23 protein-coding genes are annotated in these 18,291 nt (G+C 66.2%); 15 read left to right on the top strand and 8 right to left on the bottom strand.

The genetic code is table 11. The features are described from left to right. Positions 1-3: 3 nt before the first annotated feature. The gene (locus SPHI_RS07775; RefSeq protein WP_076744325.1) at positions 4-1,272 is read right to left on the bottom strand and encodes a tetratricopeptide repeat protein; all 1,269 of its coding nucleotides are present in this window, start codon (positions 1,270-1,272) and stop codon (positions 4-6) included. Beyond that, positions 1,269-1,520, bottom strand: coding sequence for a ParA family protein (locus SPHI_RS07770; RefSeq protein WP_083719887.1), 252 nt, complete (start codon positions 1,518-1,520; stop codon positions 1,269-1,271). Before SPHI_RS07770 ends, SPHI_RS07775 begins: the two co-directional genes overlap by 4 nt. Positions 1,521-1,691: 171 nt before the next feature. Between SPHI_RS07770 and SPHI_RS07765 the strand changes: the two genes are divergently transcribed. Beyond that, on the top strand, positions 1,692-2,618 hold the full coding sequence (locus SPHI_RS07765; RefSeq protein ID WP_076744324.1) for an SPOR domain-containing protein: 927 nt from the start codon (positions 1,692-1,694) through the stop codon (positions 2,616-2,618). Between the two features lie 19 nt (positions 2,619-2,637). Here the strand turns inward: SPHI_RS07765 and SPHI_RS07760 are convergent, their stop codons facing one another. Next, a complete protein-coding gene (locus tag SPHI_RS07760; RefSeq protein ID WP_076744323.1) occupies positions 2,638-2,859 on the bottom strand; it encodes a hypothetical protein in 222 nt (73 codons plus the stop codon). Positions 2,860-3,106: 247 nt separating this feature from the next. Between SPHI_RS07760 and SPHI_RS07755 the strand changes: the two genes are divergently transcribed. From SPHI_RS07755 to SPHI_RS07745, 3 genes are all read left to right on the top strand, one after another. After that, the gene (locus tag SPHI_RS07755; protein ID WP_076744322.1) at positions 3,107-3,844 is read left to right on the top strand and encodes a hypothetical protein; all 738 of its coding nucleotides are present in this window, start codon (positions 3,107-3,109) and stop codon (positions 3,842-3,844) included. 389 nt (positions 3,845-4,233) lie between these two features. Then, the gene (gene crcB / locus SPHI_RS07750; protein ID WP_076744321.1) at positions 4,234-4,608 is read left to right on the top strand and encodes a fluoride efflux transporter CrcB; all 375 of its coding nucleotides are present in this window, start codon (positions 4,234-4,236) and stop codon (positions 4,606-4,608) included. After that, the gene (locus SPHI_RS07745) at positions 4,605-5,702 is read left to right on the top strand and encodes an RluA family pseudouridine synthase (RefSeq protein WP_076744320.1); all 1,098 of its coding nucleotides are present in this window, start codon (positions 4,605-4,607) and stop codon (positions 5,700-5,702) included. The genes crcB and SPHI_RS07745 overlap by 4 nt, the downstream gene beginning before the upstream one ends. A gap of 93 nt (positions 5,703-5,795) precedes the next feature. Here the strand turns inward: SPHI_RS07745 and SPHI_RS07740 are convergent, their stop codons facing one another. Beyond that, on the bottom strand, positions 5,796-5,972 hold the full coding sequence (locus SPHI_RS07740; RefSeq protein ID WP_408640478.1) for a hypothetical protein: 177 nt from the start codon (positions 5,970-5,972) through the stop codon (positions 5,796-5,798). A gap of 218 nt (positions 5,973-6,190) precedes the next feature. Between SPHI_RS07740 and SPHI_RS07735 the strand changes: the two genes are divergently transcribed. Both SPHI_RS07735 and SPHI_RS07730 read left to right on the top strand, forming a co-directional pair. Continuing rightward, complete coding sequence (locus tag SPHI_RS07735) at positions 6,191-6,403, top strand: hypothetical protein (RefSeq protein ID WP_076744318.1); 213 nt, start codon at positions 6,191-6,193, stop codon at positions 6,401-6,403. Continuing rightward, entirely contained in the window at positions 6,400-7,083 is a 684-nt protein-coding gene (locus SPHI_RS07730; protein WP_076744317.1) for an ATP12 family chaperone protein, read from the top strand. The genes SPHI_RS07735 and SPHI_RS07730 overlap by 4 nt, the downstream gene beginning before the upstream one ends. On the opposite strand, the gene gmk is transcribed toward SPHI_RS07730, so the two are convergent. The 4 genes from gmk to SPHI_RS07710 all read right to left on the bottom strand — a co-directional run bounded on the left by gmk (position 7,072) and on the right by SPHI_RS07710 (position 10,141). Then, positions 7,072-7,740: a guanylate kinase gene (gene gmk, locus SPHI_RS07725; protein ID WP_076744316.1), complete on the bottom strand. Its 669-nt coding sequence runs from the start codon at positions 7,738-7,740 to the stop codon at positions 7,072-7,074. The genes SPHI_RS07730 and gmk overlap by 12 nt on opposite strands. A 178-nt stretch (positions 7,741-7,918) precedes the next feature. Beyond that, positions 7,919-8,134, bottom strand: coding sequence for a hypothetical protein (locus tag SPHI_RS07720; protein ID WP_076744315.1), 216 nt, complete (start codon positions 8,132-8,134; stop codon positions 7,919-7,921). Positions 8,135-8,177: 43 nt separating this feature from the next. Continuing rightward, positions 8,178-9,566: a class II fumarate hydratase gene (fumC, locus tag SPHI_RS07715; protein ID WP_076744314.1), complete on the bottom strand. Its 1,389-nt coding sequence runs from the start codon at positions 9,564-9,566 to the stop codon at positions 8,178-8,180. 92 nt (positions 9,567-9,658) lie between these two features. Further along, positions 9,659-10,141, bottom strand: a complete 483-nt coding sequence (locus SPHI_RS07710; protein ID WP_076744313.1) for an SspB family protein — start codon at positions 10,139-10,141, stop codon at positions 9,659-9,661. 74 nt (positions 10,142-10,215) lie between these two features. Between SPHI_RS07710 and hisB the strand changes: the two genes are divergently transcribed. The 9 genes from hisB to ligA all read left to right on the top strand — a co-directional run bounded on the left by hisB (position 10,216) and on the right by ligA (position 18,220). Further along, positions 10,216-10,803 carry an imidazoleglycerol-phosphate dehydratase HisB gene (hisB, locus tag SPHI_RS07705; RefSeq protein WP_076744312.1) on the top strand — a complete coding sequence of 196 codons (588 nt, stop codon included), beginning with the start codon at positions 10,216-10,218 and terminating at the stop codon, positions 10,801-10,803. Positions 10,804-10,907: 104 nt separating this feature from the next. Continuing rightward, positions 10,908-11,510, top strand: coding sequence for an imidazole glycerol phosphate synthase subunit HisH (hisH, locus tag SPHI_RS07700; RefSeq protein ID WP_076744311.1), 603 nt, complete (start codon positions 10,908-10,910; stop codon positions 11,508-11,510). Then, a complete protein-coding gene (gene hisA / locus SPHI_RS07695) occupies positions 11,507-12,241 on the top strand; it encodes a 1-(5-phosphoribosyl)-5-[(5-phosphoribosylamino)methylideneamino]imidazole-4-carboxamide isomerase (protein ID WP_076744310.1) in 735 nt (244 codons plus the stop codon). The genes hisH and hisA overlap by 4 nt, the downstream gene beginning before the upstream one ends. A gap of 262 nt (positions 12,242-12,503) precedes the next feature. Further along, entirely contained in the window at positions 12,504-13,265 is a 762-nt protein-coding gene (gene hisF / locus SPHI_RS07690; protein ID WP_076744309.1) for an imidazole glycerol phosphate synthase subunit HisF, read from the top strand. A gap of 116 nt (positions 13,266-13,381) precedes the next feature. Then, positions 13,382-13,543, top strand: coding sequence for a hypothetical protein (locus SPHI_RS14955; protein WP_158049654.1), 162 nt, complete (start codon positions 13,382-13,384; stop codon positions 13,541-13,543). A 34-nt stretch (positions 13,544-13,577) separates the two neighbouring features. Beyond that, complete coding sequence (locus tag SPHI_RS07685) at positions 13,578-13,913, top strand: phosphoribosyl-ATP diphosphatase (protein WP_076744308.1); 336 nt, start codon at positions 13,578-13,580, stop codon at positions 13,911-13,913. A 5-nt stretch (positions 13,914-13,918) separates the two neighbouring features. Then, positions 13,919-14,311, top strand: coding sequence for a histidine triad nucleotide-binding protein (locus SPHI_RS07680; RefSeq protein WP_076744307.1), 393 nt, complete (start codon positions 13,919-13,921; stop codon positions 14,309-14,311). Positions 14,312-14,452: 141 nt separating this feature from the next. After that, positions 14,453-16,030, top strand: a complete 1,578-nt coding sequence (locus SPHI_RS07675; RefSeq protein WP_076744306.1) for an amino acid permease — start codon at positions 14,453-14,455, stop codon at positions 16,028-16,030. Between the two features lie 63 nt (positions 16,031-16,093). Then, the gene (gene ligA, locus SPHI_RS07670) at positions 16,094-18,220 is read left to right on the top strand and encodes an NAD-dependent DNA ligase LigA (RefSeq protein WP_076744305.1); all 2,127 of its coding nucleotides are present in this window, start codon (positions 16,094-16,096) and stop codon (positions 18,218-18,220) included. The last annotated feature ends 71 nt before the right edge of the window (positions 18,221-18,291 follow it).

Below are 18,291 nucleotides of genomic sequence, written 5' to 3'. Positions count from 1 at the left end.
GGCTCACCGTCCCGCCAGTTGCACCCGCGACGGCTTCACCCACGCTGCCGGCTGGTCGCCGGCACCGGTGCGCACGAAGCACGCCCCGCCCTTGGCGCGATAGCCGCGGCACATCGCATTGGCATCGCTGCGCGAAAAACCGCCAACCGACAGGCGATAGAAGGATTTGAAGGCCATTCCCGTCGGCACCTGCTCGGCAAAGGCAGGAAAGCGCTGCTGCGCCCGGCCCCAAGCATCCTTCGCCACCGCCGCCGAATCATAAGCGCCCAGCTGAACGTACCAGTTGCCCTTGCTGGCAACCGGCGGCGTAACGGCCGCGACCCGCGGGGCCGGCACCCGCGCAGCAACCGCGACCGGCGAGCTGCCAGCAGGCAACGCTTGTACCACTTCCTGTCGCGCAGCGAACACCACCTTGGGCGCGCCCGCTGCCGCCGGCGCTGCCTCGGCAACTGCCACCGGCGCCGCTTCAACCGCGGTCGGGGCCGGAGTTTCCACCTCAGCCGCCGCCATCTGCGCCACCGGCACCGCTGCGTTGAGCGCCAGCGCCACCGGCTGCCCCGGATCCTTCACCGGCGTTACGCCGAGCAGTGCGGAAACCTGGTCCGCCGCGCCCACCGGCTTGGCGAACGCCGCCCATTGCACCATCCGCGCGTCGGCATCGTCGGGCGTCATGTCCACGCCAGCCACCTGGCGCGCCTCTGCCCAGCGCCCCGCGAGCGCCAGCGCCAGCGCGAGGTTCTGGCGCGTCTTGGCATCCGCGCCGCTCGCCCGCGCCGCCGCCGTCAGCACCTCGACGCCGCCGGCCGGGTCTCCGGCCAAAGCAATGGCAAGCCCGCGGTCGCCCGCTGGCACGGTCGCTTCATGCTCGGCCAGCATTGCACGCGCCTCGTCCCACTGCCCCTGGGCGATCATCGCTAGCGCCATGTTGAGCGCCGCCTTGCCGTTATCCGGCGCCAGCTGGAGCACATCGCGATACGCATCATGGGCGGAGGTAAAGCGTCCAGCCTTGAGATAGCTCGCGCCCAGCAGCGCGCGATAATCGACGTTCTGCGGCATTGCCGCCACCGCCGCCTCGGCAAAGCCGATCGCCTTCAGCGCATCGCCTTTGGCCAGCGCCTCGCCGGCGCGCTCGGCGCTGCCGGCCGCGCTCTTCGCCAGCTTGGCATCGCTGCGGCTGCTCGCGGTTGAGATGCCGCCTTGGCCGCAGCCGACCATGGTTCCGCCGAGCATCAGCGCCGAAAGGCTGAGGCCGGCCATTGCACGGATGTTCATGACTTTGTCCCCGAAAGATCTTGTGTGACGGATGGAGGCAGTTGCGCCGCGAGCGCCTCCACCTCGGGAAAAGTGGCCGGAAAGACGTCGGTGCGCTCGTTCCACCAGTCGGACCGCGAACCTTGCGGGTCGATGTCCATGAGCACGACGGCCGACGGGCCCACACGGTGCGCCTGAACGGCGAGGTGCTCGGACAGCGTCGTCTTGCCCGACCCGCTTTTCTGCGATGCGATCGCAAGTATGCGCATTTGCCCCGATGAACTCCCGCCTGCTCATGCCGTCTTCGGGTAGCGAGGCTAAAGTTTGGTAAATTCTCCCCCACTTTCGGTGGAAATAGGTTAGCGATGCGGTAACCTAGCGCGTCCAGGTCGCCCCGGAGCGGCACGGATCCTGGCGGGGGATGATTGGGGTTGGCTCGAATGAAAAATGCGTATTTTGCGTGGCCGGTCATTGCAGCGTTCCTAGCGGCACCGGCAGCTGCGAATGTGAAGCAGGGCGTCGATGCGTGGAGCCGCGGCGACTATAAGGCCGCCGTTGAGATCTGGCGCCCGCTTGCCACGGCCGGCGACGCCGACGCGCAGTTCAATCTGGGTCAGGCGTATAAGCTTGGCCGCGGGGTGCCCACCGATCTGCCGGTCGCGATCGAATGGTTCCGCAAGGCCTCCGTTCAGGGCCACGCGCAGGCGATCGACAATTACGCGCTGGCGCTGTTCCAGGACGGCAAGAAGGCCGAGGCGCTGCCGTGGCTCGAAAAATCGGTCGCCCGCGGCGAAAAGCGCACGCAACTGGTGCTCGGCACCATGTTGTTCAACGCCGATGGCGTCCCGCGTGATTGGGTGCGCGCCTATGCATTGGTCACGCGCTCGTCGCAGCAGGGCCTGCCCCAGGCCTCGCAGACGCTCGCGCAGATGGATCGATATATTCCGGAGGCGCAGCGCCGGGACGGGCTGGAACTCGCACGCAAATACGAAGCGGACGCTCGCGCTCGCTTGGTTGCGACGCCGCTGGTCGCCCCCGCCGGCGCTGCGACCCCGACGCCGCGCCCTGCGGTCGCCGCGCCCGCCAAGACAGCGGCGCCCAAGCCTGCCCCCGCGCGCGCTGCCGCCGCGCCGGCGTCTCCGCCGCGCGCATCTGGCGGCGCATGGCGGATCCAGCTCGGCGCCTTCCGCGATGAAAGCAACGCGCGGGGCTTGTGGAGCAAGGTCGGCGCGCGAACCGGCGGCAGCCCCAGCTACGTCAAAGCCGGCACTGTAACCCGCCTTCAGGCAACCGGCTTCGCCTCGCGCGCCGCCGCACAGGCGGCCTGCGCCAAGTCCGGCGTCAGCTGTGTGGTGGTCGCCCCTTAGTGCACCCGAGCGCGGCGGATCAGAAGATCCCGCCGCCCAGCATCAGGCGAAGCGTGAAGATCACGATCAGCACGATGTTGAGGTTACGCCCGCCGTTCGAAGACGACAGAGCCCCAACCGCGGCACCAACGATCCCAACCGGAATCACGAACCAGTTCAGCCAGCCCAGCAGCGGCAAGAAGGCAACGAGACCCGCAGCGAGGGTGACAAGGCCAATCAAGATCGAGACGATGTTGAGCATGACCGGCACATGGGAATAGCGGCGGTGTGTTGCAAGACCAAGACACACAAAGCCACGCTTCCTTAACATGGGCCGGCTAGCTCCAAAGATCGGAGACAGGCGAGCCTGGACGTTCTTGTTCTCGTCATCCCGGGCCTGACCCGGGCTCCCGCTGCCTTCGCGCGCGAGACGGATAAGCGGGACCCCAGCTCAGGGCCGGGGGACGAAGTGGCAAGGCAACGCTCAGGCAATTACAGGGGGATCGTAGATGGGGTGGGTCAACCGAGTCGTGCCGGCGTTTGCACTTGTCGCAACCGCCTGTGGCCAGACGCCGGACGAAAAGACGGCGGTGTCGGATCTCGACAACAGCATCATCCAGGAAAACGGCGCCTCCAGCGCCAGCGATCCGGTGCTGCAAAGCGCGCTCAAGGACCAGATCATGGTCGATCCGCGCCTCGTACAGCAGGCCAATGCTGACACCGTCCGCCCGCCCGTTCAGCCCGAATCGGGCGCAGTCCCGCCGGACGGCATTGCGGACGCGGCGCACAAGCCCGTTGAAGGAGAAGTACGCTCCGCCCCGCCGCCCACCGGCACGTGCAAGCAATGCGCCGCCGCCCGCCGGGCGCTGACGCTCGGGGCACTCGCCGCCAGTCAGGGTGCCTCGGCACAATGCGCCGCTAACGTCACTTACTCCGCCGCTTGGGCGAACCGCCTGCCCCAAGGCGCGCCGCTCTATCCCGACGCGCAGGTCGCCGAAGCCGCCGGCGCCGACCGCGAAGGCTGCGCCCTGCGCGTCGTCAGCTTCGCCAGCGCCGCGCCGATGCAGCGCCTGCTCGACTGGTATTACACCCGCACCTCCGACGCCGGCTATCGCGCGGAACACCAGGCAGAAGGGGACGAGCACATCCTCGCCGGCACCAAGAACGGCGCCGCCTTCATGCTGATCCTGAAGCCGCGCAAGGGCGGCGGCACAACCGCCGACCTGATGGTCGACGGCGGCGATTGAGACTCGCCAAGCCCCTGCCGGCTCATGAGGGCCGGCGCTATCTGCTTGAAGCCGACACCTGCCAAAAAGCTACCGTGATGCCGGGACACGCCTGGCATGACGAGGCTTGCTGCTCTCACGGCACAACGCTGATGGCATCAGGTGAATCAAGCCGCCGGGCGAGATACACTTCGTCATCCCGAACTTGATCCGGGATCCAAGGCGCCGCGGACACCACGGCTAGAGGCACAAGCGACAACGCCCGCCGAACGTTGAATCCCGGATCAAGTCCGGGACGACGTCACGGCCAGAACAACCGCGCGCCACGCCGACCCAATCAAGCACCGCCCGCCCCTCTTCACCCGCACCCCACCATTTCCCCAACCACCATTTGCGCCTAAGGCCGGCAAATGAATGCATTGTTCCTGGTGATGACGGGCGGCGCGATCGGCGCCGGGCTGCGCCATCTCGTGGGCCGCGCGGCTTTGGCCACGCTTGGCCCCGCCTTCCCGTTCGGCACGCTGATCGTCAATATCGCCGGCGGCCTCGCCATGGGCGTGCTGGCCGGCACGGTGGCGCGGCTCGCCAATGGCGATTGGTGGCGGCTGCTGCTGGGCGTCGGCGTGCTCGGCGGCTTCACCACCTTTTCCGCTTTCTCGCTAGACGCGGTGCTGATGCTGGAACGCGGCGCCTGGATGCAGATGCTCGTCTATGTGATGGTTTCGGTCATCGGCTCGGTCGCCGCGCTCGCCGCCGGTTTCCAACTCACGCGGGTGATGGCATGACCGATACCGCTCGCCAGTTCACCGTCGGCTATGATGACGACGGCATTCGCGTCGATCGCTGGTGCAAGCGGCACTTGCCCGACGTCAGCTTTACCACCGTCGCAAAATGGGCGCGCACTGGACAGTTGCGGCTGGACGGCGCGCGAGTCGGGCCCGGTGATCGCATCAGCGCCGGCCAGGTGCTCCGCCTGCCCCCGCCTGAGCCGGAACGCGTCAATACAGGTGCGAGGCCGAAGCGCGAACGCCCCCCGCTCAGCGAAGATGAAATCGCCTTTGCGCGTGAAATGGTGATCCACCGCGATGCCGCCGCCTTCGTCCTCAACAAGCCGCCGGGTCTCGCAACGCAGGGCGGCACCAAGACGACCGCGCACGTCGATGGCCTGCTCGACGCGCTTCAGTTCGAATCGGAAGGCCGGCCCAAGCTGGTCCACCGGCTCGACAAGGATACGTCGGGCGCGCTGCTCGTGGCGCGTTCGGCACGCGCCGCGGCCTTCTTCGCCAAATCCTTCTCCAGCCGTACCGCCAAGAAGGTCTATTGGGCGCTGGTCGTCGGTGTGCCGTCGATCGATGACGGCACGGTCGACCTGCCGATCGCCAAGCAGCCCGGCACCGGCGGCGAGAAGATGCATGTCGATGAGGAGAACGGCCAGCCCGCGCGCAGCCGCTACCGCGTGATCGAGCGCGCCGGCAACCGCGCGTGCTGGGTCGAGCTCCAGCCGTTCACCGGCCGCACGCACCAGTTGCGCGTCCACATGGCCGCGATCGGGCACCCGATCGTTGGTGATGGCAAGTACGGCGGCCCCGCCGCCTTTCTTACTGGCGGAATCAGCCGCAAGATGCACCTCCACGCCCGGCGCATCCGCGTGGATCATCCCGACGGCGGCGAGATCGACGTCACCGCCTCCCTGCCCACGCACTTTGCGGAAAGCCTCAAGGGTCTCGGGTTCGAGGAAATGTCCGGCGAAATGATGCCAATGGACACCCGGCCCGAACCGACCCGCGAGGATCGCAAGGCCAAGGCGCGCGCGCACGCCAAACAGGTCCGCAAGGCCCGTCGCGGCGAACGGCGCGGGCGTGGGGATCGAACTGGCTGATTATTGCCGGGGATCGCCGATCATCGCCGAAATCCGCCCGATCTATCCGCGATCGGGCGGGAGTCTTCGCCGAAAAATGCGCCTAAAATTCTCTTAAACGGTAAGCGCCAGCAGCGGCATGCCGACCGACGAACCCGCCGCATGCGCAAACAGGACCAGCGAGGCGCCCGCGGTGATCCCGCAGAGGACATAGCCGACATAATCCAGCACTGGCGGGTTCGGGCGGCGCAATTTCGCATTCCGCGACGCGCCCGAGAAGATGAAGCTCACCAACAAACCATAAACAAAAACTGCCGCGCCAACCATCGCCGTTCCCGCTTCCAGATCTCGTAAGGCTGAGGCCTGCCCCCCCGGGCCCGCTCTCGCTATGTCCTGCTGATAAACCATAAAGATGATCTGTAACCAAGAGGTTGCCGGCCATTTGGGCGCGCCATGCCACCGGCTGGTCGCGACTGGCGCCACACGCACGCATCGTTCATAGACGTGCTATGGCAACCGACCCTGCTCGCCCGCGCTGGCTCGCACTGGTGCTTATCCGACTGGTGACGGCGATGGCGGCGGTGATCGGCGTCCTTCTGCTGGCGCAAGGTCAGGAGACCGGGCGCAAGCTGCTCGGCGGCGCCGTCGTGCTCGTCTCGCTCTGGACCATGGCGGTGCTGCCGCGCGCCCTTGCTCATCGATGGAAAAGCCCAACAGAATGAAGCGCTTCTGGAAAGAAGTTTCGGTGGATGGAGAAGGCGCAATCCGCCTCGATGATCGTCCTGTGCGCACCCCCGGCCGCGCACCGCTCGCTCTCCCTGCGACCGCCTTGGCGGAAGCCGTTGCGGCGGAATGGCGCGCAGTGGGCGAAACGCTCGATCCACGCGCCATGCCGCTCACCGGGCTCGCCAATGCCGCGATCGACCGAGTCGTGCCTGATCCGACCGCCTTTGCTGCTGGCATGGCCGCTTATGCGGAAAGCGACCTTTTCTACTATCGCGCGGATTCTCCGGCCGAACTGATCGAGCGCGAAAAGGCCGCGTGGGACCCGCTGCTCGATTGGGCACGCGATCGCTACGACGTTCACTTCGTGACGGTCAGCGGATTGATGCATCAACCGCAGCCTCCGGCAACGGTGGCGCGCCTCGGCACCGCGCTCGCAAACCGTCCGCCGTTCGCCCTTGTGGCGCTTCAGCCGATCGTCACCATCTCTGGCTCGCTGGTCGGCGCGCTCGCGTTGGCGGAGGGCGCGATCGACGCCGACGCCCTATGGACCGCGGCGACAATCGACGAGACCTGGCAGGCGGAACAATGGGGCGAAGATCCGATCGCCGCGGAGGCAAGCGCCGCGAAACGCCGCGACTTCGACGCGGCAGTGCGCTTTCTACACTTACTCCGCTGAACCGCCCGCTTTCAGCAGACTGCGGATGAACCCGATGATCCCGGTCTGCCGTGAACGCTTCAGGCGCTCGGCAGCCAGGATCATCCGCACGCACTCGAAGCAATGTTCGAGATCGTCGTTGACCAGGACGTAATCATAGCCATCCCAATGGCTTACCTCGTTTGCTGCGCGCGCCATGCGAGCATCGATCACACCCTGACTGTCCGTCGCACGCTTCTCCAGCCGGTCCCGCAGGATCGCCATCGATGGCGGCAGGATGAACACGCGCACCACATCACCCCCGGCGAGCTGATGAAGCTGTTGCGCGCCCTGCCAGTCGATGTCGAACAGGATGTCCTTCCCCTCGCTAAGCGTATGGAAGACATCGGCCTTGGGCGTGCCGTAACGATTGTCGAAGACGTGCGCCCATTCGAGGAATTCGTGATTGTTCGCCATTTCGCGAAAGCGATCCAGCGAAACGAAGTGATAATCCTTGCCATCCACCTCGCCCGGTCGCGGCGCGCGGGTGGTGTAGGAAACCGACATAGACAGCTCGGGCTCCGCGGCGAGCAGCTTCTTCGCGATCGTCGATTTTCCGGCGCCTGAGGGCGAGGACAGGACGAACAGCACGCCGCGCCGGCGAAAGCCGTGCGGATCGGTCGGGGTGGAAGCGGGCATGCGCGCTAGTGCCGCGCGGAGGGCGCGAGCGTCAAGATTGGTTTGTCCAACTCTGCGTCATTCCCGCGTAGGCGGGATCCATATGCGCCGACGTTCCGGCTCTATCGCAAGCTTTCGCGTCTATGAATCCCCGCCTACGCGAGGATGACGAAAATGAACTGGGAGTCCGAGCGTGCGATCACCGCACCCCGCGCCCGGCCATGCCTTTCGATGCGCGGCGGCGATCGTACATCTTCTTGGCGACATAGCCGCCGCCAAGCAGCAGACCCAGTGGCCCCGTGCGCGTCACCGCGCGCGCCGCCAGCATTCCGATCGCTGCCCCCTTCAGCCCGCCACGGCCGTCGCGCTGATCGATTTCCTTGCCCACAAGAGCGCCGATGATGGACCGAAGCATGTAAAATCCTTTCGTTACGGCCCAACAACCACGCCGCCGTCGATCAGGTTCCCAGCATCGCTTCCGGCCGCACCACGCGGTCGAATGTCTCGCCATCCACCAGCCCGAGCGCCAGCCCCGCCTCGCGCAGCGTCAGGTCATGTTCGTGCGCATGCTTGGCGATCTTGGCGGCATTGTCATAGCCGATCTCGGGCGCCAGCGCCGTGACCAGCATCAGCGACCGGCCGACCAGGTCTGCGATCTGTCGCTCGTTCGCCTGCATCCCCTCCACGCAGCGCTCGGCGAAGCTCGTCATGCCGGTCGCCAGCAAGTGGATCGACCGCAGCACGTTGGCGCCGATCAATGGCATGAAGACGTTGAGCTCGAAATGCCCCTGCATACCGCCGATCGTCACCGCCTGATGGTTGCCGATCACCTGCGCGGCCACCATCGTGAGCGATTCGCACTGTGTCGGATTGACCTTGCCCGGCATGATCGAACTGCCCGGCTCGTTGGCCGGCAGCGACAATTCGCCAAGGCCCGACCGCGGTCCCGATCCCAGAAAACGGATATCGTTGGCGATCTTGTTCAGCGCCACTGCCAGCGTGTTGAGCGCGCCGGAAAAGAACACCAGCCCGTCCTTTGCAGCAAGCTGCTCGAATTTGTTGGACGCACTCTCGAACTCCCAACCGGCGATGTCGCTGATCGCCGCAGTCATGTCCTCGGCCCAACCCTCCGGCGCATTGAGCCCCGTGCCGACCGCGGTACCGCCGATCGCCAGCTTGCGGATGTTGTCGTTCAGCGCGCCCTCGATCCGCGCGCGGCAGCTGACGAGCTGCGCGGTATAACCGGAGAACTCCTGCCCCAACGTCAGCGGCGTCGCGTCCTGCGTGTGGGTGCGCCCGATCTTGACGATATGGTCCCAGGCCTGCGCCTTCGCAGCGAGCGCCGCCGTCAGCGCATCGAGCGCCGGCAGCAGCAGGTCGCGAGTCGCGATTGCCGTGGCGACGTGCAGCGCGGTCGGGAAGCTGTCGTTGGACGATTGGCTCATGTTGACGTGATCGTTGGGATGCACCGGCGACTTGCCGCCGCGCGTGCCGGCGAGCTGCTCGTTGGCATAGCCAGCGATCACCTCGTTCACGTTCATGTTGGTCTGGGTGCCGGAGCCTGTCTGCCAGATCACCAGCGGGAACTGCCCGTCCAGCCTGCCCAACGTGATCTGCTCCGCAGCGTCCTCGATCCCGGCGACGATCTTGGGGTCGAGCCCGTGCTTGGCGTTCACCCGCGCCGCGGCCTGCTTCACGATCGCCTGCGCATGAACGATGCCGATCGGCATGCGCTCGGTCGCGCCGAACGGAAAGTTCTCGATCGAACGCTGCGTCTGCGCGCCCCAATAAGCGTCAACCGGCACCTCGATGGCGCCGATCGAGTCGGTTTCCGTCCGTGTCGTCATGGCTGTTCATCCCGCGGAAGTTTGCGGGTTCAAGCGATGGAAGATCGGTTCGGTTGCACGCGAGCCGGGGCGAACCGGCCCGCGAGGTTCGGCTATTTCTTCCGCTTGAAATCCACGCTGACCACGTTGGAGCCATCCTCGGCGCCAGCGGGAGAGCCGTCATTCTCCGCCGGATCGTGCGGCTCGGGCCCCTCGTCCGGCCCCTCAGTCGCCTGAAAGCGCAACTCGAAGTTGACCGCCGGATCGTGGAAGCCGGTGATCGCCGAATAGGGAATCACCAGCTTGGACGGCACCTGGTTGAAGCTGAGGCCGACCGAGAATCGCTCGGCATCCACCGTCAGATCCCAGAAGCGGTTCTGCAGCACGATCGTCATTTCATCAGGAAAGCGCTCGATCAGCCGCTGCGGAATATCGACCCCCGCCGCATGCGTCTTGAAGGTGATGTAGAAATGATGCTCGCCCGGCAGCCCGCCGCCGGTCGCCACCGACCCAAGGACGCGACCAACAACGGCGCGCAGGGCCTCCTGCACGATCTCGTCGTACGGAATCAGGCTATCGGGTGCTTGGTCGTCCATTTGTTACATGGGTAGCGGCCCCAAACGCTTGGTCAAGATTGCATGGCGTCGCGGCTCCGCTATGTGCTCGCGCCATGCGCACCGCCACGATCCGCCGCGACACCAGCGAAACCAAGATTGCGGTCACCGTCAATCTCGACGGCACCGGCAGCTACCGCGTGTCGACCGGCGTCGGTTTCTTCGATCACATGCTGGAGCAACTGTCGCGCCACTCGCTGATCGATCTCGACGTGGAAACCGTCGGCGATCTCCACATCGATCAGCATCACACCGTGGAGGATACCGGCATCGCGATCGGCGAGGCGGTGGCCCAGGCGCTCGGCGACAAGCGTGGCATCCGCCGCTACGGCGACGCGCTCTCCCCGATGGACGAGACGCTGACGCGCGTCGCGCTCGACATTTCGGGCCGGCCGTGGCTCGTATGGAAGACCGAGTTCAGCCAGAAGCGGCTCGGCGAGATGGACACTGAGATGTTCAAACACTGGTTTCACAGCTTTGCGCAAGCCGCTGGAATCACGCTGCATGTCGAAACGCTGCACGGCGAGAACAATCATCATATCGCCGAAAGCGCCTTCAAGGGTCTCGCCCGCGCGCTGCGCCAGGCAATCGAGATCGATCCGCGCAAGGCCGACGCGATTCCCTCCACGAAAGGCGTACTGTGACTCCCTTCCCGCCTGGTGGAGGCGACGCGGGCGGGTCCGTCAAAGCCACAGCGCCCGTCGACACGCCCACCCCTAACCCTTCCCGCAAGCGGGAAGGGAAATAGATGCTTGCCCTCGTCGACATCCAATCAGGCAACCTCCACTCGGTCGAAAACGCCCTGCGCGCCGCCGGCGCAACCGACGTCACCATCACCGCCGATCCCGATGCGATCGCCCGCGCCGATCGTATCGTCCTCCCCGGCGTCGGCGCGTTCGGGGCCTGCGCGGCGAACCTGCGCGCGGTGGACGGGCTCGAATCGGCGCTGCGCCGGCGTGTGCTCAATGAAGGCACGCCGTTCCTCGGCGTCTGCGTCGGCATGCAATTGCTTGCCGAACGTAGCGAAGAACTCGGCGAGCACCGCGGCCTCGGCTGGTTCGCAGGCAGCGTGCGCCGGCTCGATCCGGCAGGCAGTGATGCCAAGGTCCCGCACATGGGCTGGAACGACGTAACGCCGCTCGGCGATCACTCGCTCATCCCTGCCGGCGAAGCCTATTTCCTTCACAGCTACGCCTATGACGGCGAAGGCGTGATCGCCCGCACCGACCACGCTGGCCCGGTCACCGCCGCGATCGGCCGTGACAATATCGTGGGCGTCCAGTTTCACCCCGAGAAGAGCCAGCGCTACGGCCTCGCTCTGCTCGCCAATTTCCTGAAGTGGCGTCCATGAGCCTTATCGTCTTCCCCGCCATTGATCTGAAGGCCGGCCAAGTCGTCCGCCTCGCCGAGGGCGACATGGACCGCGCCACCATCTACGGCGACGATCCCGCCGCGCAGGCGTTGATCTTCGCTGAAGCAGGCGCCGGCCATCTTCACGTGGTCGATCTCGACGGCGCTTTTGCCGGCGAAAGCCGCAACGGCGAGGCGGTGCGTGCGATCGTCGAGCGCTTCCCAGGCCACGTCCAGCTCGGCGGCGGCATCCGGACGCCCGCGAGCGTGGAAGCTTGGTTCGACGCCGGCGTGGCGCGAGTCGTGATCGGCACGGCGGCGCTGGAGAAGCCGCAGTTCGTCCGCGACATGGCGGCGGCGTTCCCGGGCGGCATCGTCGTCGCGGTGGACGCGCGCGACGGCATGGTGGCGACCAAGGGCTGGGCCGATGTCTCTACCACCAGCGCAGTCGACCTCGCCCGCCGCTTCGAGGACGCCGGCGTCGCCGCCCTGCTGTTCACCGACGTCGGCCGGGATGGGTTGCTGAAAGGGTGCAACGTCGAGGCCACCGTTGATCTCGCACGCGCCGTGTCGATCCCGGTGATCGCCAGCGGCGGCGTGAAGGGTATCAGCGACATCCACGTCCTTGCGCTGCACACCCGCGACGGGGTCGAGGGCGTGATCACCGGCCGGGCGCTGTACGATGGGCGACTCGATCTTGCGGCCGCTTTGAACGTGGCGGCGGCGGCGTGATGGTTCACGCGAAGGTGCGAAGGCGCCAAGATTTGTGGTTCTCACAAAGAGCGCAGAGAACACAGAGAGAGCACGCGCGCGGCAGCGCGCAGGCATTGTCTTTCCGGCTCCAACGCTTTGCTGCCCGAGAGCGCAGCATCTCAGCGGGCTCAGCGCTCTCTGTGAGAACCCGTTCTTCTCTTCGCGCCTTCGCGCCTTTGCGTGAACGACATCTTCAGCACACAGCCCCTCCCCTAACCCCTCCCGCAAGCGGGTGGGGAATATGACCGTCCGCGCACGCGTCATCCCCTGCCTCGACGTGGCGAACGGCCGCGTGGTGAAGGGCGTCAACTTCGTCGACCTGATCGACGCCGGCGATCCGGTTGAACAAGCTCGCGCCTATGACGCGGCCGGTGCCGATGAGCTCTGCTTCCTCGACATCACCGCCAGCCACGAGGGGCGCGACACGATCCTCGACGTCGTCAGGCGCACGGCGGCGGTTTGTTTCATGCCGCTCACCGTCGGCGGCGGTGTGCGGACGGCAGATGATGCGCGTGCGCTGCTGCTTGCCGGGGCCGACAAGGTGGCGGTGAATTCCGCCGCTGTCGCGCGGCCCGAGGTGGTGGCCGACATTGCCGAGCGCTTCGGCAGCCAGTGCTGTGTCGCCAGCGTCGATGCGCGGCGCGTCGGGGAAGGCTGGGAGGTCTTCACCCACGGCGGTCGCCGCGCGACGGGCATTGACGCGATAGCGCACGCCCTCCGCCTCGCCGATCTCGGCGCGGGCGAAATCCTGCTCACCTCGATGGATCGCGACGGCACGCGCGATGGCTATGACCTCGATCTGGTCCGCGCAGTCGCTGATCGAACGAGCGTGCCGGTGGTGGCATCGGGCGGGGTGGGCAACCTCGACCATCTCGTGCGCGGGGTGACGGACGGGCATGCCTCGGCGGTGCTGGCGGCCTCGATCTTCCACTTCGGCGAGGCGACGATTGCCGATGCGCATGCGGCGCTGGCGAGAGCCGGCGTGCCCGTGCGGACACATTGACGGTTCGCTAAGCTCGCCTGGACTAAACGACCGTTCGCCCTGAGCTGTCGAAGGGCTGTACTTTCTTTTTGAGGAAGGCAGGGCTTCGACAAGCTCAGCCCGAACGGTCTATGTTGTTGCTGTCATCCCTCATGATCACGCCCGCGCTCGCGTCCAGCGCCGCCGTCTCCACCCCTCGCACCGGCCCCGAGCTGTCCGACGTCGCATTGTTCGTCGTCGCCGCAGTTGCCGTGTGGCTTACCCGCCGTGCGCTGCGTAATCGCAACCGCAAAGGTTGACCTCGCCCCGCGCGCGCGGCACCTCGCGTCGCCTATGGCCGACGACATTCTCGACCGTCTCGAAGCGACGATCCGTTCCCGCAAGGACAGCCCTGCCGTCCGCTCCTACACCGCCAGCCTGTTCTTTCAGGGCCGCCACAAGATCGCGCAAAAACTCGGCGAGGAAGCGGTGGAGACGGTGATTGCCGCGTGTTCGGGCGAGGACAAGGACATCGTACCCGAGGCGGCCGACCTGATCTTCCACCTGCTCATCCTGCTCGCCGACGCCGGGCTGTCGCTGAACGACATTCGCGAAGAGCTCGCCCGCCGCGAAGGCCAGTCGGGCCATGACGAAAAGGCCGGCCGTCCCCTCTCCTTCCGCCCGGAGTGAGTTTCATGCCCGTCGATGCCACCCTGCCCTATGACGATCAGAACATCTTCGCGCGCATCCTGCGTGGCGAGATCCCTTCGAAGAAGGTCTATGAGGACGATCACGCGCTGGCGTTCCACGACATCGCGCCCTGGTCGCCGACGCATATCCTGGTGATCCCCAAAGGGCCGTACGTCAGCTGGGACGATTTCTCGATGCGCGCCAGCGATGCCGAGATCGCCGGCTTCGTCCGCGCGGTGGGCCTGGTGGCGCGCGAGGCGGGGCTTGTTGAACCGGGTTATCGCCTGCTCGCCAATGCTGGTCCGCACAGCCATCAGGAAGTGCCGCACCTGCACGTTCACATCCTCGCTGGCCGGCCCCTTGGCCCGATGCTGGTGCAGAACGATGGCCGTGGATAGTCAAGGACGTAACTAAAATGTCGCACCCGCGCGACGGAACGCCCTCAAAGGCTTTGCGCGCCGCCGATCTCCCGCTAGGTTCCAACCTTTCGTGACATCAGCGGTCGGATAAGGCCGCGCACCCCGGGGGATGGGCCGCACATGATCTTTGGCCGAGTTAAGCCGCTCGACGCCATTCTGGCGACTGCCGAGAAGAAGTCGTTGCATCGCACCTTGGGCTGGTTCCAGCTCACCTTGTTTGGCATCGGCTGCGTCATCGGCACCGGCATCTTCGTGCTGACCTCCGCCGGCGCGCAAAAGGCCGGACCCGGCCTGATGCTCGCCTTTGCGATTGCCGGCGCGATCTGCATCGTCGCCGCCTTCTGCTACGCCGAAATCGCCGCGATGATTCCGGTCGCCGGATCCGCTTATACCTACACCTATTCGACAATGGGCGAGGTGCTGGCCTGGACGGTCGGCTGGGCGCTGATCCTCGAATATGCCGTCGCCGCCAGTGCGGTGTCGGTCGGCTGGTCGGGCTATTTCACGGGCACGATCCTCAATGAATTCCTGGGGATACACTTGCCCGCGTGGCTGTCCGGCGCGCCCTTGGCGCTGGGGGGCGTGGAAGGTGGGTTCATCAACCTGCCCGCGGTCTTGATCTCGCTGCTCATCACCTGGCTGCTGATGGTCGGCACCACGGAAAGCGCGCGGGTCAATGCGGTGCTGGTCGCGATCAAGGTGACCGCGCTTACCGCCTTTGTCCTGCTGACGCTGCCGTCAGACCAATTCTCCACCGACAAGTTCAATCCCTTCCTGCCGGCCGGCGTGTTTGGCGGCTTCGGCTCGGGTTTGGGGGCGGTGGGCGCCGCTGCGACGATCTTCTTCGCCTATGTCGGCTTCGATGCGGTCTCGACTGCGGCGGAGGAAACCAAGAATCCGCAGCGCAACGTGCCGATCGGTTTGGTCGGTTCGCTGCTGTTCTGCACCATCTTCTACATTCTCGTCGCGGCTGGCGCGATCGGCACTGTTGGCGGCCAGCCGATCCTGGGGCCGAACGGCGTTCCCTTCCCGGCCGGGTCGGAGGAACTGGCGCGCCAGTGCGCCACCTTCGCTGCAAATGATCTGCCGCTCGTCTGCTCGAACGAGGCGCTCGCCCATGTGCTGCGCCAGATCGGCTGGTCGGGCGTCGGCAACATGCTTGGCATTGCCGCTTTCCTGGCGCTGCCGTCGGTGATCCTGATCCTGATGTTCGGCCAGACGCGCATCTTTTTCGTGATGAGCCGCGATGGCCTGTTGCCGGAGAAGCTCTCCGCCGTGCACCCGAAGTGGAAGACGCCCTATATCGTTACGGCGCTGACCGGCGCTGCGGTAGCGTTCGCGGCAGCGTTCCTGCCGGTCGGAAAGCTGGCCGACATCGCCAATGCGGGCACGCTTTATGCCTTCATGATGGTGGCGTTTGCGGTGATGATCCTGCGCCGCACTGCACCGGATCGTCGGCGCGACTTCCGCACGCCGGCGCTATGGCTGATGGGGCCGCTCACGATCGCGGGATGCATCTTCCTGTTCTTCAACCTGCCGCTGGACGCGATGCTGGTGCTGCCGATCTGGGGCGCGGTCGGCCTTTTGATCTATTATGGCTACAGCTACCGCGCGTCGCACCTCGGCCGCGGCATCATCGAGGTGCATGAGGATGAGGCGGTGCACGGCGTCGAACCCAAGGTACCTGGAACGCACTGATCACCTGTCCGGTCCTCCCGTTCGCCTTCGACAATATCGGGGCGAACGGGCTAGAGGGCAGCTATGACCTCGATCCCGCGCACCGAAGCCGAAGCCGCCGCCGAACTCGAGACGCTTGCGGCGCAGATCGCGCATCACAACCGGCTTTATCACACCAGCGACGCTCCCGAGATCTCGGACGCCGAGTACGACACGCTCGCTCGGCGCAACAACGAAATCGAGGCTGCCTTCCCGCACCTCATCCGCGCCGACTCGCCCTCGCGGCAGGTTGGCGCTGCGCCAGCAGGGCACCTCGCCAAGGTGGCGCACGCCAAGGCCATGACCAGCCTCGACAACGCCTTTTCCGATGAAGAAGTCGAGGAGTTCGTCGCCCGCGTCCGCCGCTTCCTTCGCCTCGCCGACGATTCGCCCGTCGTGCTTACCGCTGAGCCCAAGATCGACGGCCTGTCCTGCTCGCTCCGCTACGAAAAGCGCCGCCTCGTGCAAGCGCTCACCCGCGGTGACGGCACGACGGGCGAGGACGTGACCGCCAACGCCCGCACCATCACCGACATTCCCCAGACGCTTCCGGCCGAAGCGCCCGACGTGTTCGAGGTTCGCGGCGAGGTCTATATGGCCAAGGCGGATTTCACCGCACTCAACCAGCGGTTGGCCGACGAAGCAGCGGAGACAGGCAAGGAAGCGCGCCAGTTCGCCAATCCGCGAAACGCGGCGGCGGGATCGCTGCGCCAAAAGGACGCAAGCGTCACCGCCAGCCGCCCGCTGCGCTTCCTGGCGCATGGCTGGGGCGAAACGAGTGCGATCCCGGGCGATACGCAGGTCGACGTCATCGAGGCGATCCGCGCCTGGAGCTTCCCGGTCGCAGAGGGCTTCACCCGCGTCGCCACCGCCGCAGACGCGCTCACCCATTACCGCGGCATCGAAGCACAGCGCGCCGATCTGCCCTACGACATCGACGGCGTCGTCTATAAGGTCGACCGGCTCGACTGGCAGGAGCGGCTCGGCTTCGTCGCCCGCGCCCCGCGCTGGGCGATCGCGCATAAATTCCCGGCTGAGCGCGCGCAAACGACGCTTAACGACATCGACATCCAGGTCGGGCGCACCGGCAAGCTCACTCCTGTTGCCAAGCTGGAGCCGGTCACCGTCGGCGGTGTGGTCGTGCGTAACGCCACGCTGCACAATGCCGACGAGATCGCACGGCTCGGCGTGCGGCCCGGCGACCGCGTGGTGCTCCAGCGCGCCGGCGACGTGATCCCGCAGATCGTCGACAACCTCACCCGCGGCGAACCACGTGGCGAGTGGCACTTCCCCACCCACTGCCCGGAATGCGGATCGGAAGCGGTGCGCGAGCCCGGAGAGGTCGATTGGCGGTGTTCGGGCGGACTCGTCTGCCCGGCGCAGGCGATTGAGCGCCTGCGCCACTTCGCCTCGCGCCACGCGCTCGACATCGAAGGGCTGGGCATCACCAACATCGAGAATTTTTACGCCGACAAGCTGATCGCTCGTCCGGCCGACATCTTCCGCCTCACGCCCGAGCAACTGCTCGCCCGCGAACGCTGGGCCGAAGTGTCGGCCCGCAACCTCATCGCCGCGATCGACGCCAAGCGCCAGCCGCCGCTGGACCGCTTCCTGTTCGCGCTCGGCATCCGCCACATCGGCGAGGTCACCGCGCGCGATCTCGCGCGGCGTTGGACAAGCTGGGCGGCGTTCCGAGCCATGGTGCAGGCCGGGATCGAGACCCGCGACTCGATGCTCCAGGCGATCGGCGAGAGCGACGACAAGCACCTCGCGCGCACCGCCAAGGAACTCGCCGCGATCGTCGATACCAAGCAGGTCGGCCCCGAAGTAGCGTTGGCGTTGATCGACTTCTTTGCGGAGGAGCGCAACGACGCGGCGGTGGCCGACCTGTTGACGGAGATCACGCCCGCGGACGTGATTCACGAAACCCGCGCATCCGAAGTGTCGGGCAAGACCGTCGTTTTCACCGGCGCACTGGAAACAATGAGTCGCGACGAAGCGAAGGCCCAGGCCGAATCACTCGGGGCCAAGGTATCGGGCTCGGTGTCGGCCAAGACCGATCTCGTCGTCGCCGGGCCGGGTGCCGGCTCGAAGGCGAGAAAGGCCGCGGAACTTGGAATTCGAGTTGTCGATGAGGCGGGCTGGCGGGGGATCGTGCACGCCGCCGGCTGATGGACATAGCTGTCGCCTTTTTGCAACGCAGCGAAGCGGAATTGGGTTCCGCGTGAAATCCCCTCCCGATT

The organism is Sphingomonas jeddahensis, assembly GCF_001981525.1.
Taxonomy (GTDB): domain Bacteria; phylum Pseudomonadota; class Alphaproteobacteria; order Sphingomonadales; family Sphingomonadaceae; genus Sphingomonas; species Sphingomonas jeddahensis.
This window is presented reverse-complemented; position numbering and strand designations above follow the sequence as displayed.